The sequence below is a fragment of the Neisseria sp. HMSC061H08 genome (assembly GCF_001836795.1).
Taxonomy (GTDB): Bacteria; Pseudomonadota; Gammaproteobacteria; order Burkholderiales; family Neisseriaceae; genus Neisseria; species Neisseria subflava_A.
The window spans coordinates 73,879-88,723 of sequence record NZ_KV830577.1; the positions used below are offsets into that span (position 1 = coordinate 73,879).

A 14,845-nucleotide genomic window follows, 5' to 3' on the forward strand; every position below is an offset into this window, starting at 1 on the left:
GAAGGCCGTCTGAAAAACTTTAATATTCGTTTTTCAGACGGCCTTCTTTTCACTTGCCGAAACAAGAGTATTTTGTTTCTCAACTTTACGAAACAGTCAGTCCTGCTGCTTACTTCTACCCTAAAAACTCTTTCAAAAACAGCAATACGCAGGCAAGTTCGTCGGCGGATTCGCGTTGCGTGCCGTTGCCGGTATGGCCGCCGCCGTCCGGAGCGTAGAGCCAAGATTGCGGCGAGGTTTCACGCAGTTTGGCGTAGAACTTGAGCGCGTGGGCGGGATGGACGCGGTCGTCGCTGAGGCTGGTGGTAATGAGTGCGGGCGGATAATCGATGCCGTCTGAAAGATTGTGATACGGCGACAATTCGCCCAGCCAGCGTTTGCAGACTTCGTATTTCTGCGGATTGCCGTATTCGTCCGTCCAACTTGAACCTGCGGACAGTAACGGATAACGGATCATATCGGTCAGCGGCACTTCGCACACCAGCGCACCGATGCTTTGCGGTTCGCGCACGAAGGCGGCGGCGGTAATCAGGCCGCCGTTGCTGCCGCCCTGCAAACCGATGTGTTTGGGCGAACTCATGCCGCGTTCGGACAAATCGCGCACGACTGCCAATAAATCATCAACGCTTTTGTGTTTGCTGATTCCCTGCGCTGCTTGATGCCAGCGCGGGCCAAATTCGCCGCCGCCGCGGATGTTCGCCAACACAAAGGCATTGCCCTCTTCCAGCCAATATTTGCCGATGCTGCCCAGATAATGCGGCAATTCGGGAATGCCGAAACCGCCGTATGCATAGACCAAAGTCGGCGTGTCGGGCGTGGCGTTTTTGCCGACGTGGAAATAAGGAATACGCTCGCCGTCGGCCGAAGTCGTCCAAAACTGCTGCACGTTGATGCCGTCTGAATCAAACTGCTGCGGCTGACGGCGCATGACGGTCAGTTCCATCACGTTCAAATCCAGCGCAAACAGCGTCAGCGGCGTAGTGAAATCGCTGGCGGCAAGGTAAACCACGTCGCCGCCCCACGGCTGGTCGGTCATTTCCAACGCGCCCGAAGGCAGGCGCGGCAGTTCGACTTCCTGCCATTTGCCGTCGGTAAAACGCCATGCTTTCAGACGGCCTTGTACGTTCTCCAGCAGGCTCGCCACCACAAAACGCTTGGTCATTTCCACGCTTTCCAATGCCTGCGTTTCATCGGGCGCAAACAAAAGCTGCGCCGCGCCCAATTCGCCGCGGTTCAATTTTACTGCCACCAATGCGCCGCTCGGATAGCTTTGGTTCGCACGGTTCCAGTCTTTGCGCAGCGTCAGCAAAAGATGTCCGGCCAGATAGCCGACTACGTCGCAATCGTTGGGCAGGTTTAACGGTTTCGCCTCGCCTTCGGCCGACACCTGCAAATAAGTTTTGGTGTAAAAACCGTCCGACGCTTCAATCAAATCAATCGGCGAACCCTGCGGATCAAGATAACGCCACGCGTTCACCATCATCCCGTCTTCGCCGATTTGGTACACCGGCAGGCTTTCCTCGAAACTTTTGCCGCGTTCCACCAGCCACACTTCGCGCGGATAGCCCGATTCGGTCAACTGGCGTTCGTCCCAAGCCGGACACACCCACACGCTGTTTTCATCGCGCCACGACACATGGTTTTTGCCTGCCGGAAAGTGAAAACCGCCTTCTACCAATTCCCCTGCTTCCAAATCCACTTCCAGCGTGTACGCCGTATCGCCGCCCGATTTGCTCAGTGTTAACAACGCGCGGTTGGGTTTTTCCACCAAGTGCGATACGCCGCCCAAATACACATCGTCGCCGAGCAATTCGTCGAAATCCGCCACTGAAAACAGGATTTTCCACTCAGGATAGCCGGAACGATACGTCGCCGCGGTACATACGCGGTACACGCCCTTCGGATATTCTGCGTCCTGATGGAAATGGTACATCCGCGCGCGGTGTTCCTGACAAAACGGAATCTGCCGCGTGTCCTGCAACTGCGCCAAAATGCCGTCAGACAATGCGCGCGCTTTGTCGTTTTCTAAAAAACGGGCGCGCGTTTCGACATGCGCCGCGGCGGCAAACTCTTGCGTTTCGGGAGATTCGAGGTTTTCAAAATGAAGATAGGAATCGGGGTAAGATTTCATAGGAAAAGGCCGTCTGAAAGATTGGGAAAAGGAATTATAACGGCAAAATCAAAAAAGGCCGTCTGAAACCTGCGTTTCAGACGGCCTGAGACATTATTCAACTCAACGTCCGTATATTTTCCACAAACCTTCCTGCAAACCAAACGCAGGCTCGCCGTCTTGCGGCTGGGTGCGGACGTAGCTGCCGTCAGGCTGCATCAGCCAAGCCTGGGTATTGTCTTCCAATGCCATTTCCAAACCTTCGCGGATCACGCGTTCTTTGAGTTCGGGCGTGGTAATCGGCGTGGCAACCTCAATGCGGCGGAAGAAGTTGCGACCCATCCAGTCGGCGCTGGAGATAAAGGTATCGTCTGCGCCGTTGTTATGGAAGCAATACACGCGCGAGTGTTCGAGTTGGCGGCCGATAATAGAACGGACGCGGATGTTTTCGGACAAGCCTTTTACACCCGGGCGCAAAGTACACATACCGCGCACAATCAGATCGATTTGCACGCCTGCCGCGCTGGCTTGATACAGCGCATCAATTACGCTCGGCTCGATGAGGGAATTCATCTTGGCGGTAATCCGCGCCGGTTTGCCGGCTTTGGCATGTTCGGTTTCCTGCTTGATGCGGTCGATGACCATTTTGTGCAGGGTAAACGGGCTTTGATAGAGCTTGTTCAGACGGCCCGGCTTGCCCAAACCTGTGATTTCCATAAACAGAATGTTCACATCGGCAGTGATTTGTTCGTCGGCGGTAATGATGCCGAAGTCGGTGTAGATGCGCGATGTGCCTTGGTGGTAGTTGCCGGTACCGAGGTGGGCATAGCGCTTGAGCACGCCGTCTTCGCGACGGATAACTAAAGCCATTTTAGCGTGGACTTTATAGCCGAATACGCCGTACACGACGTGCGCACCCGCCTCTTCGAGCTGTTTCGCCCAGTTGACGTTGTTGGCTTCGTCAAAACGCGCCATCAGTTCAACCACGACGGTTACTTGTTTGCCCGCCAGCGCAGCCTTCATCAATGCGCGTACAAGCTCGGAATTGCTGCCGGTGCGGTAGATGGTCATTTTAACGGCCAACACATCCGGATCGGCTGCGGCTTCGCGTATCATTTGGACAACCGGATCGAAAGACTGATACGGGTGGTGCAGCAAAATCGGCGACTGTTTGACCAGTTTGAATACGGAGCCGTTTTTGCGCAAGGCTTTCAGACGGCCTGCATTGCGCGGTGGAAACTTCAAATCCGGCCTGTCCACCAAATCGGGGACGGCATTGAGGCGCACCAAATTAACCGGCCCTTTGACCTGATACAGCTCGGCAGAAGTCAGCTTGAACTGGGCAAGCAGGAAGTCGTGAATATGCGCCGGACAAGTGTCCGCCACTTCCAAGCGCACGCCGTCGCCGTATTCGCGGTCGTGCAATTCGTTTTGAATCGCGGCACGCAGGTTTTTCAAATCTTCTTCATCGACCGTCAAATCGCTGTCGCGCGTGAGGCGGAACTGATGGCAGTCTTTAACCTTCATGCCGGGAAAGAGTTTGCCGACATGGGCGTGCAAAATCGAAGACAAGAACACAAAGCCTGCATCACCGCCGCAAATTTCAGACGGCATGGGGACGACGCGCGGCAAAATGCGCGGAGCCTGCACAATCGCCATTCCGGACGGACGGCCGAATGCATCCGTACCTTCGAGTTCGACGGCGAAGTTGAGCGATTTGTTTAACGGGCGCGGGAACGGGTGTGACGGATCAAGGCCGATGGGCGTGAGAATGGGCAACAGCTCGTTGTCGAAATAGTTTTCGATCCATTTTTTCTGCGCGGCCGTCCATTTGTGGCGGCGATAGAAATGAATGCCGGCACGGCTGAGTGCAGGCTGCAATACTTTGTTAAACAGGTCGTACTGCTCGCGGATCAGAGCCTGCGCCTCTTTTGCCACCGCTTCGATGGTTTCGGCTGCGGTTTTGTCGTTGTCGAGCAGTTGATGTGGACGCAGTTTGTTTTCGCGTTTCAACCACGCCATGCGCACTTCAAAAAATTCGTCCAAATTGGAAGAAACAATGCACAAAAAACGCAAACGTTCCAATAAAGGAACTTTCGTATCCTGCGCCTGAGCCAGTACACGGCGGTTAAACGCCAACAGGCTGAGTTCTCGGCAAAGAATGCGGTTTTGCTCGGGCATGGTTTACTCCTGAAACATCGGTCATTAAGACTATCAAGTATAACGTTTTGCCGCTGTTCCGTCAGGTTTCAGACGGCCTTGACAGAAAACCTTATCCCTATTTGAGGCAAGACAAAGGGTTATCCGTTATTTTCTATGCCGAAACAGCGGTTTTTGCTATAATGCGCAGTTTAATGCAACCGCAATACCACTGCTAAAGGATAAGAAAATGGGCTTTTTGCAAGGCAAAAAAATTCTGATTACCGGCATGATCTCTGAGCGTTCCATCGCTTACGGCATCGCCAAAGCCTGCCGCGAACAAGGCGCGGAATTGGCATTTACTTATGTTGTCGACAAACTGGAAGAGCGCGTCCGTAAAATGGCGGCCGAACTCGGCTCCGAACTCGTGTTCCGCTGCGACGTTGCCAGCGACGACGAAATCAACCAAGTTTTCGTTGACTTAGGCAAACACTGGGACGGCTTGGACGGCTTGGTTCACTCCATCGGCTTCGCCCCTAAAGAAGCTTTGAGCGGCGACTTCCTCGACAGCATCAGCCGCGAAGCGTTCAACACCGCTCACGAAATCTCCGCATACAGCCTGCCTGCGCTGGCAAAAGCCGCACGTCCGATGATGCAGGGCCGCAACGCCGCAATCGTCGCCCTGAGCTACTTGGGCGCCGTTCGTGCCATTCCTAACTACAACGTTATGGGCATGGCCAAAGCCAGCCTCGAAGCCGGCATCCGCTTCACCGCCGCCTGCCTGGGCAAAGAAGGCATCCGCTGCAACGGCATCTCCGCAGGCCCGATCAAAACCCTGGCCGCTTCCGGCATCGCCGATTTAAGCAAACTCTTGGGCCACGTCGCTTCCCACAACCCGCTGGGCCGCAACGTTACCATCGAAGAAGTCGGCAACACCGCCGCCTTCCTCTTGTCCGACCTCGCTTCCGGCATCACCGGCGAGATTACCTACGTTGACGGCGGTTACAGCATCAACGCGCTGAACGACGAAGAAAACTAAACGGTTTACACACCAAACGCACTTTCATCATGAAAGTGCGTTTTTTATGACCGTTACATTATGGCTTGAATAACTGCATAACCCAAAAGACCGTCTGAAAGTCAAATACGGATACGAAACATTAGCTTTACAGGCTTTCAATGATTATGTTTTCAACATTATTATATTATCATTCCATCTTAACCTAAAGACCTGATAGAGCATTGATTCTAAAGATAACATTCATATTATCTGATACTTAGCCACGGATAAAAGTGGTGCAAAAAAGTAACAAAAAAAATTCAGACGGCCTGTTTTTCATACAGAAGGCATAGAAGCCGGGCATTTTTAGCATGAAATACAAAATTTAACATTATTGAAATTTTCTTAACCGATAAAGCGTTAATATGCCTGCCGTTTTATTGAACTACATCTGATTTTGACTCAAACACATACAGGAGATTAATTATGTCAATCGCTTCAGAATTTAAAGAATTTATTATGCGTGGCAACGTGATCGACCTCGCAGTCGGTATGGTTGTCGGTACAGCATTCAGCGGCATCGTCAAATCATTGGTTGACGACGTAATCATGCCCCCTATCGGCCTGTTGATCGGCGGCGTTGATTTCTCCAATCTGTTCATCACACTGAAAGACGGCGCACAAGCCGCTCCTGAAGCCGGTTACGCTAACCTGGCGGCCGCTCAAGCAGCCGGTGCCGTTACCCTGAACATCGGTCTGTTCATCAACACTGTAATCAGCTTCCTGATCATCGCCGCTGCCATCTTCTGCGTGGTTAAAGCCATCAACTCTGTGAAAAAAGCCGAAGCTCCTGCTGAAGAAGCACCGGCAGAGCCTAGCGAAGAAGTTCTGTTGTTGCGCGAAATCCGTGACTCTCTGAACAAAAACTAATCACAATACCTAAACATACGCACACAAACCAAGGCCGTCTGAAACCATTTCAGACGGCCTTTTCTCATACTAATCTGGTATAACCTTTAAGTCCTTCCCATTAAAAGAATAACGCCCTTCCCTTTCTCAGCAAGTTATTCTGCTTTTTTAACCATGAAGCAACCCTCATAGCAAACACAAAGCAAATGAGCAGTGCATCTCCTTGCTAATAAAAAAGCCCGATGCGTTCAACATCGGGCTTTTAACTGGAAAACCAATCTTAATCTTTGCGTGTTTCCACCAAAATCATTTCGACTGCTACGTCTTCCACTTCTACTTTAGTCACATCCGAACGGCGTGTTTTGGCAACTGGTTCGGGTTGCGGCTGCGAGGCAAAAGCGGCAACGGCTTGCGGATCGGTTTCAACGAAAATCAAATCGCCCAAACCTTCCGGCAAAACAGCGGCAACAGGCGCTTTTTCAGCTACGGCCTCAGTTTGCGTTGCCACAGTTTCGGTTGCTGCTTCAACCGGTTCTGCGACTTCTGCAACGGCAGTTTCATTCGGAGATAATACCGCAGAAATGGCTTCTTTGACGTTGCTGACCGCAGAAGCCAACAGGGCTTGCTCGGCATCGGCGCTTTCAGTTTGCGCGACGGCAGGCTCGTCTTCGCTTTCAATGGCAAATACGAATGGCTCTGCGCTGGCAACTTCAGGCTCGGATACCACAATCACCAGCGGCTCGGCATGAACATCTTCCTGCGGCAAAGGCACATTTTCAGCTTCAACCGTTTCGTTCAAACCCAAAACATGCGCCACGGCAAAGAGGACTTTGTCGGCGGTGTCGGTAATGTTCAGGTATTGCTCGATTTTTGCCGAAGACGGAATATTGCGTTTTTTGCTGTTGGAACGGCGGTCGTTGCGGTTGTTGCGCTGACGGTTGTTGCGGTCGCGTCCTTGACGGCCGTTGTTTTTCACACCCTCTTCGCTGCGGGCGTTGTCGTCCGCTTCCGCTTGCGCCTGTTCGCTATCGGCTTGAACGTTTGCGTCTTCAACATGGCTTTCCGCATATTGGTTACGGTTGCGCTCGTTACGGCCGTTGTTGCGGCGGCGTTTATTGCCGTTTTGTTCCGCTTGGTTTTCAGACGGCATCTCAGCCAGTGCGGCCACTTCTTGAACGTTTACGTCTTCAACCGTTTCCTCGACACGGTTACGCTCGTTGTTGCGCTCATCGCGGCGGTTGTTGCGGTTGCGGCTGCGGCGGCTTTCTTTACGCTCGTCGTTGCGGCTTTCGTTTGATTTGCTTTCTTCAAACTTACTGTCGGCGGCTTCGGCATTCACTTCGCGCACTTCGACTTTGCTGCCGTCGTGTTTGTCGTTGCGGCGCGGATTTTGACGGCGGCTGCTCGAACGGCGGTTGCCGTTTTGGCCGCGGTTGTTTGCCGTGCGTTTTTCGGCAGGCTCTTGAGCGACTGCGGCAGGCGCAGGCTCGCCGCCGAAAATGCGTTTCAACCAAGCTTTGAAGCTGTCCCACCAAGAGGCTTTTTTCTCAGGAGAGACAGTCGGTGCAGGCTGGGTATGGCGCACGCCTTTGACGGCAGGCTCAGGACGGGCCGCTTTGGCTTTTTCGCTGCCGAAAGGTTTGGCGGATTCGTCTTCTTCCGGCTCGGCAACGCGTTTGTAGCTCGGTTCGCCGTCTTCTTCTACATCATCGATGCGGATGCGGTTGATTTCGTAGTGCGGATTTTCCAAGTGGATATTCGGAATCAGGACGACATTTACATCCAAACGCTCTTCCATCGCAAACAGCTCGGCGCGTTTTTCGTTCAACAGGAAGGTGGCAACATCGACAGGCACTTGTGCGCGTACTTCGCCGGTGTTGTCTTTCATTGCTTCTTCTTGAATGATGCGCAAAACGTGCAGGGCGGTGGATTCGATACCGCGGATGACACCGGTACCGGCACAGCGCGGACACGCAACATGGCTGCTTTCGCCCAAAGCCGGTTTCAAACGTTGGCGGCTCAATTCCAAAAGGCCGAAACGCGAAAGTTTGCCCATTTGCACGCGGGCGCGGTCTTTTTTGAGCGCGTCGCGCAGGACGTTTTCAACATCGCGTTGGTGCTTTGGATTTTCCATATCGATAAAGTCGATGACGACCAAACCGCCCAAGTCGCGCAGGCGCATTTGGCGGGCAACCTCTTCGGCGGCTTCCATATTGGTTTTGAACGCGGTGTCTTCGATGTCCGCGCCGCGTGTGGCGCGTGCAGAGTTGACGTCGATGGAAACCAGGGCTTCGGTGTGGTCGATCACAATCGCGCCGCCTGAAGGCAGGCTGACGCTGCGTGAGAACGCGCTTTCGATTTGGTGTTCGATTTGGAAACGGGAAAACAGCGGCGTGTGGTCTTGATAGAGTTTCAGACGGCCTACATTGCTCGGCATGACGTAACTCATGAACTCGGCAACTTGGTCGTAAACTTCTTGATTGTCCACCAAAATCTCGCCGATGTCGGGACGGAAATAGTCGCGAATCGCACGAATCAGCAACGAGCTTTCCATAAAGAGCAGGTAAGGGTCATGATGCGCTTTGCCTGCTTCTTCAATGGCTTGCCAGAGTTGTTTGAGGTAGTTCAAATCCCATTCCAACTCTTCCGCGCTGCGGCCGATGCCGGCGGTGCGGGCGATGATGCTCATGCCGTTCGGAATGTCGAGTTCGGCCATAGCAGCTTTCAACTCTTGACGCTCTTCGCCTTCGATACGGCGGGATACGCCGCCGCCGCGCGGGTTGTTCGGCATCAATACCAGATAGCGGCCGGCCAGGCTGATGAAGGTGGTCAGCGCCGCGCCTTTGTTGCCGCGCTCGTCTTTTTCGACTTGGACGATGACTTCCATGCCCTCTTTGAGCACGTCCTGAATACGCGCCCTGCCGCCTTCGTAGTCGCGGAAATACGAACGCGACACTTCCTTAAACGGCAAAAAGCCGTGGCGGTCGGTTCCGTAATCGACGAAACACGCTTCCAGCGACGGCTCGATGCGGGTAATGATACCTTTGTAGATATTGCCTTTACGCTGTTCTTTGCCCAGCGTTTCGATGTCCAAGTCCAAAAGGTTTTGGCCATCGACAATGGCAACGCGCAGCTCTTCGGCCTGCGTTGCGTTGAATAACATTCTTTTCATAGTCACCTCGTGAACAGCGGCCGTTTGATTTGTGAATATCTTTTTCAGACGGCCTGTCTGTCCGGTTGGCACTCTGCAAAGGCAAGATGGGGGAACCCCTGTGTAACCAGTTTTTGATTTGAAATCCGCAAGGTTGCATGCTTGAACTCAAGCCATGTGCGGACGGATTCGGATAAAGAAGGAAATAAAGAACAATGCGGCGGAAAGGTTGATGGTTCCGCTGCCGTCCGAATGCTGATGCTTCGGACAAAATAAGGCAGCCTACATCTTCTTATTATCGTAGCGCCGGTAATTTCGGACGGTACTGCGCGGACTGCGTCTTACGCCCGGCCGGACGGCAGGTTCAATTCAAACTTAATTACGGGATTGCGTTTGCCGGCTTTGAACAAACACAAGGAAATGCTTTGCGGAGTGCGTTTTTAATATAAAATCTCGTTTTAACAATAAATCCGTTTCAGACGGCCTGCGACGGCAGGTTCGGGTCCGGAAACGGACGTTTGGGATTATAGAGAAAATGCACGCAATACGCAAAGATTCAGTCAGCCTGATTGCCGTTGCCGAACACGAGGAAGGCCAACGCCTTGATAACTATCTGATAAAAATCCTCAAAGGCGTCCCGAAAAGCCATATCCACCGCATCATCCGCGCTGGCGAAGTGCGGCTGAACAAAAAACGCTGCAAACCCGACAACCGCATTCAGGCAGGCGATACCGTCCGCATTCCTCCGATACGCACCGCCAAAAAACAAAGGCCGTCTGAAAGCCGCGTTCAGGCTGCGCCCGCGCGCGAGTTTGACATCGTTTACGAAGACGATGCGCTTTTGGTCATCAACAAACCGTCCGGCGTTGCCGTCCACGGCGGCAGCGGCGTGAGCTTCGGCGTCATCGAACAAATCCGCCGCGCCCGTCCCGAAGCGCGTTATCTCGAACTCGTCCACCGCCTCGACAAAGACACCAGCGGCCTTTTGATGATAGCCAAAAAACGCAGCGCCTTAGTGAAGCTGCACGAAGCCATCCGCAACGACCACCCAAAAAAAATCTATCTCGCGCTGGGAGTAGGCAAACTACCGAACGACCGCTTCCACGTCAAGCTCCCCCTGTTCAAATACACCGGCGCACAAGGCGAAAAAATGGTGCGCGTCAGCGAAGATGGCCAATCAGCCCACACCATCTTCCGCGTGTTAAACCGTTTTTCAGACGGCCTTTTGCACCAAGTCGGCCTGTCCGACCTGACCTTTGTCGAAGCCACCCTGAAAACCGGCCGCACCCACCAAATCCGCGTCCACCTGCAATCACAAGACTGCCCCATTGCCGGCGACGAACGCTACGGCGACTATCAAGCCAACAAACGCCTGCAGAAACTCGGTTTGAAAAGAATGTTCCTGCACGCTTCCGAGCTGCACCTCGCCCATCCGCTGACCGGCGAAAAACTGATTCTGAAAGCCCCCCTGCCGCAAGAATTGGCGCAATTTGTTGTAATGTTGGAAAATCAGGAAAAGGCCGTCTGAAAGCAAATAGATTTACTCAACCCAAAATAAGGAAACGTCATGTACAAATTTTATCTTCCATTAGCATTAATTTTAGCTGGTTGTACAACTGCATCGGGAATCCAAATCGTTGAAAAGGGCAACTCGGGTTTTGATACGGCAATTATTTACAAAGGCAAAGAAACTATTTTAGATGTTAATGAAAATAATGAACAAGAATATCGCATATTCCACCAAGGGGCATCAGGACTTACTCCTTCAACTGCCGTGAGACACAGTGCTGAAAAAAGAGCACAGGCTTTCTGCAAACAAAAAAATAAAAGTATGAAAGCAATTAGAGAAAGAGCATCTACTCCTCCTCACATCTTAGGGAATTGGCCTAGGATTGAAATTATTTTTATCTGCACAGAGACAAAACAAGATATTGATAATTCAAGCAACAACAAAAAATATGATCAATTAGTAAATTTAAAGAAATTATTAGATCAAGGTATTCTTTCCGAACAAGAATTCAATCAAGAAAAAGTTAAAATATTAAGTAACCCATAGTTCTATTCGTGTATTTTGGTGAATTCAGCCACACCAAAATACACTTTTAAAATAATAAGTTACTCAAGGCCGTCTGAAAGGAAACCCATGAAACCCAAACTCATCATTTTCGACTGGGACGGCACGCTTGCCGACACCACCAACCCCATCATCCACACCTTCCAGCAAAGCTTTGCCGATTGCGGCCTGCCCGTTCCCGAAGCCGACCAAATCCGCCCGCTCATTGGATACAGCCTCTCCGGCATCATCCGCCGCCTTGCCCACAACGTCAGCGAACACGTTCAGGAAACCCTGATTGAGACCTATGCCGCGCACTACCTCAATCCCAACAACCGCAACATGACCCTGTTCCCCGAAGCCCTGCCCTGCCTGCAACGCTTGAAGCAACAAGGTTATTGGCTTGCCGTAGCGACCGGCAAAGGCCGCAGCGGACTGGATAGGTCCATCGAGCAAACCGGCACCCAAGCCTTCTGGCTGGAAACCGCCTGCGCTAGCGAATATCCGTCCAAACCCGCGCCCGATATGGTACTCGCCCTCTGCGACCGACTGGGGGTCGAGCCGGAAGAGGCCGTCGTCGTCGGCGACACCACCCACGACCTAGAAATGGCCGCCAATGCCAAAATCCGTGCCATCGCAGTCACCACCGGCGCGCACACCGCCAAACAGCTTTCCGCCCTGCCCCATATCGCCATGCTCAACAGCTTGGCCGAATTGCCCGATGTATTGGAAACCTTATAAAGGACGGTGTGCACCAACTGACAAAGATTTAGATAACTAATAGATTGGATTTGAAATGAAAAAAATGCTTTTTGTGTTATTGGGGCTGGCAAGCCTTAATGTTTACGCCAATGGCTGTGGTGGAGAATACCAACCTGCAACTGGAACCTGCCGTATTATTGATAGCTCTGGCCGACAGATTCTATATAACGTTGGAAGACCTCAATCTTCCAATAGCGGTTCCACTCAACCCAAAATTATCAATATTGATGTTCCTTCAAAATATTTGGCACTGGCAGTTAATATTAAAACGGGTATTTCAGGTGGTGCACTCGATATGGATTCTCGTGCCGAAGCTGAAAAGGAAGCCATCAGGACCTGTGAACGAGGAGGAAGCAATGCCCCCTGTGTTATAGCAGCTTCAGTCAGAAACGGCTGCGTTGCAGTAGCTCAAGGAACATCCGGAAAAAAATTAAAAACATTTTATGGTATGGAAGCTCCCGGTCTTGCTGAACCTAAAGCTTTAAATAAATGTAATGCAGCTGGTGCTCTTAAATGCAAAATCGTTGTAAACGAAGCCTGCTCAATGCCTAGATTCTAAATAGACCAAAGGTCGTCTAAAACGTAAATAACCATTAAATAAGCCTTTCCCAGGAACACTCATGGCACTCCAATTTGAAATCAATGCCGTTACCCCCTTCCGTCAAAACTGCACGTTGATTTGGGATGATGAAACCAAAGAAGCCGTTTTGACCGATGTCGGCGGCGATGTACCCTATTTATTGCAACAAGTCCAAAACAAAGGCCTCAAGCTGACCGCCATTTGGCTGACCCACGGCCATCTTGACCATGCAGGCGGCGTGGTTGAGCTTTTGAAAACCTGCGACGTACCTGTTCTCGGCCCGCACAAAGACGACGAATTCCTGCTCCAAGCCCTTCCGCAAACAACGGCGCAATACGGTTTCCCTGTTTCTCCGTCATTCACGCCGACACGCTGGCTGGAAGAAGGGGAAACGCTCAAGGTCGGCAACCACAGCTTCCAAGTCCTCCACATTCCCGGCCACACTCCCGGACAAGTCGTTTTTTACAACGCCGAAAACGGGCTTTTAGTCGCAGGCGATGTTTTGTTTTATGAGACCGTTGGTCGCACAGATTTTCCGCGCGGCAATCATGATGACCTCATAAACAATATCTGCGCTAAACTATTAACCCTGCCCGAAACCACGCAAGTTATAGCCGGACACGGCCGTATGACCAGTATCGGGCATGAGAAAAGGTACAATCCGTTTCTGGTTCGTTAATATGAATTTTGTATAAAGCCAACATTCTGACATACACAGATTATGCGTATAAAGGAAAACTGGCATACAATTTGCAGGGATAATACCCGAAAGATTAAGTACCTAATCTCCGGCAAATGCCAAAAAGAACTAAAGCACAAAGATAACAAGGTATTACGCAATACAACCTGATTTATCAAAAACCGGAAATCTCTAAACCCCAAGCCTTACTCGCAGTGAAATTGTTACAAAGTGACAATAAATGTCAGTCAGGCCGTCTGAACGGTTCTGCCGATTCAGGCGGATACAACGGAGATGAGGCGTAATGCCCTGCCGGAATGTGCCAATGTTCTGTTTGTCAAACCATCGGGTACATCTTTAAGAAGCACAACATTATTTGGGTAAACCGGCAAACTCGCTGCCGGCACTAACAGGCCGTCTGAAAAGTTCGGCCGGTAAAATCAATAAAAGGATTATCAAATGAAAAAAATCGCAAAAGTAGGCTTCGTCCTGCTGGCTACCGGCCTGCTGGCCGCCTGTGCTACTAAGAGCAAAATCACTCCTGAAGGCACTACAGACGAGCCACGCTTCCCTAAACCTTACTCCCTGACCTTCAACAAAGACCGCGGTACATTCCCGACTTTTGACGAGCTGGATCAAATGCGTCCTGGTCTGACCAAAGACGACATCTACAAAATCCTCGGCCGTCCTCACTACGACGAAGGCATGGTTGGCGTGCGTGAATGGGACTACCTGTTCCACTTCTACACCCCAGGCGTAGGCGTTGACCCTGAAAACACTTCTGGCGTTGAAGGCATCACTACTTGCCAATACAAAGTGATCTACGACAAAGACAAATTTGCACGCAGCTTCTTCTGGAATCCAGTATTCCCTAAAGATGCCGTATGTCCTCCTCCAGCACCTACACCTAAACAAGAGCCTCAAGTGATCATCCGCGAGATCATTAAAGAAGCTCCTAACCGCATCCGTCAATAAGGACAAATTTGAAACGGATCCTATTGGGTATAGCCTTGGCAGTAGGTCTGAATTCTTTGGCCGCTGCCGATGCTGTCAGTGACTATATCCAGCGTAAAAAAGTTGTGGTCAATACAGCTAAGGCGGAGCTTTGCTTTGCCGATGACGGTCAGTGCCATCCGGTACTGATTGGCAAGACCACTCCGAAAGGCAAATTCAATATGACGCCGATGATGACCAGCAAACCGGGTTACGGTGGCGAAGTTATCGGCTTTAAAGAAGAAAATGACTTTCTGTTTGCGTTACACAGGGTATGGACGCTCAAGCCGCAGGAAAGACGCATGGAACGCATCGCCTCCCCTCACGTGGCCGACCGCATCATAACCAATGGTTGTATCAACGTACAAAATAATGTGTACGAAAAACTGCGTCAGTATTTCATTTTAGAAGTCATCTGATGTAGGCTTTAGTTTGAATAAAGGCCGTCTGAATATTTTTCAGACGGCCT

At 51.4% G+C, this 14,845-nt stretch carries 12 protein-coding genes; 9 read left to right on the plus strand and 3 right to left on the minus strand.

The features are described 5' to 3' along the window. Nucleotides 1-115: 115 nt before the first annotated feature. Nucleotides 116-2,131 (minus strand): prolyl oligopeptidase family serine peptidase, encoded by a 2,016-nt coding sequence (locus HMPREF2675_RS07660; RefSeq protein ID WP_070814623.1) that lies wholly within the window; start codon nt 2,129-2,131, stop codon nt 116-118. A gap of 102 nt (nt 2,132-2,233) precedes the next feature. Further along, complete coding sequence (gene ppk1, locus HMPREF2675_RS07665; RefSeq protein ID WP_070814624.1) at nt 2,234-4,291, minus strand: polyphosphate kinase 1; 2,058 nt, start codon at nt 4,289-4,291, stop codon at nt 2,234-2,236. A gap of 208 nt (nt 4,292-4,499) precedes the next feature. Between ppk1 and fabI the strand changes: the two genes are divergently transcribed. Together fabI and mscL are read left to right on the plus strand one after the other, a co-directional pair. Next, nucleotides 4,500-5,288 (plus strand): enoyl-ACP reductase FabI, encoded by a 789-nt coding sequence (gene fabI / locus HMPREF2675_RS07670; protein ID WP_070504191.1) that lies wholly within the window; start codon nt 4,500-4,502, stop codon nt 5,286-5,288. Between the two features lie 447 nt (nt 5,289-5,735). Further along, on the plus strand, nt 5,736-6,179 hold the full coding sequence (gene mscL / locus HMPREF2675_RS07675; RefSeq protein ID WP_070461139.1) for a large conductance mechanosensitive channel protein MscL: 444 nt from the start codon (nt 5,736-5,738) through the stop codon (nt 6,177-6,179). Between the two features lie 259 nt (nt 6,180-6,438). On the opposite strand, the gene HMPREF2675_RS07680 is transcribed toward mscL, so the two are convergent. Beyond that, a complete protein-coding gene (locus HMPREF2675_RS07680; protein WP_070814625.1) occupies nt 6,439-9,330 on the minus strand; it encodes an Rne/Rng family ribonuclease in 2,892 nt (963 codons plus the stop codon). A 514-nt stretch (nt 9,331-9,844) separates the two neighbouring features. Here HMPREF2675_RS07680 and HMPREF2675_RS07685 point away from each other — a divergent pair. The 7 genes from HMPREF2675_RS07685 (at nt 9,845) to HMPREF2675_RS07715 (ending at nt 14,795) form a co-directional block, all read left to right on the plus strand. After that, nucleotides 9,845-10,837 carry an RluA family pseudouridine synthase gene (locus HMPREF2675_RS07685; RefSeq protein ID WP_070814626.1) on the plus strand — a complete coding sequence of 331 codons (993 nt, stop codon included), beginning with the start codon at nt 9,845-9,847 and terminating at the stop codon, nt 10,835-10,837. Between the two features lie 39 nt (nt 10,838-10,876). Continuing rightward, the gene (locus HMPREF2675_RS07690; protein ID WP_070814627.1) at nt 10,877-11,365 is read left to right on the plus strand and encodes an SHOCT domain-containing protein; all 489 of its coding nucleotides are present in this window, start codon (nt 10,877-10,879) and stop codon (nt 11,363-11,365) included. A gap of 87 nt (nt 11,366-11,452) precedes the next feature. After that, the gene (locus HMPREF2675_RS07695; protein WP_070814628.1) at nt 11,453-12,103 is read left to right on the plus strand and encodes an HAD-IA family hydrolase; all 651 of its coding nucleotides are present in this window, start codon (nt 11,453-11,455) and stop codon (nt 12,101-12,103) included. Between the two features lie 55 nt (nt 12,104-12,158). Next, nucleotides 12,159-12,683, plus strand: a complete 525-nt coding sequence (locus HMPREF2675_RS11080) for a DUF4189 domain-containing protein (RefSeq protein WP_049323581.1) — start codon at nt 12,159-12,161, stop codon at nt 12,681-12,683. A 61-nt stretch (nt 12,684-12,744) separates the two neighbouring features. Continuing rightward, nucleotides 12,745-13,383, plus strand: a complete 639-nt coding sequence (locus HMPREF2675_RS07705; protein WP_004519037.1) for an MBL fold metallo-hydrolase — start codon at nt 12,745-12,747, stop codon at nt 13,381-13,383. A 459-nt stretch (nt 13,384-13,842) separates the two neighbouring features. After that, nucleotides 13,843-14,358: an outer membrane protein assembly factor BamE gene (locus HMPREF2675_RS07710; RefSeq protein WP_070461158.1), complete on the plus strand. Its 516-nt coding sequence runs from the start codon at nt 13,843-13,845 to the stop codon at nt 14,356-14,358. A gap of 8 nt (nt 14,359-14,366) precedes the next feature. Then, nucleotides 14,367-14,795, plus strand: coding sequence for a L,D-transpeptidase (locus HMPREF2675_RS07715; RefSeq protein WP_070814630.1), 429 nt, complete (start codon nt 14,367-14,369; stop codon nt 14,793-14,795). Nucleotides 14,796-14,845 lie beyond the last annotated feature (50 nt).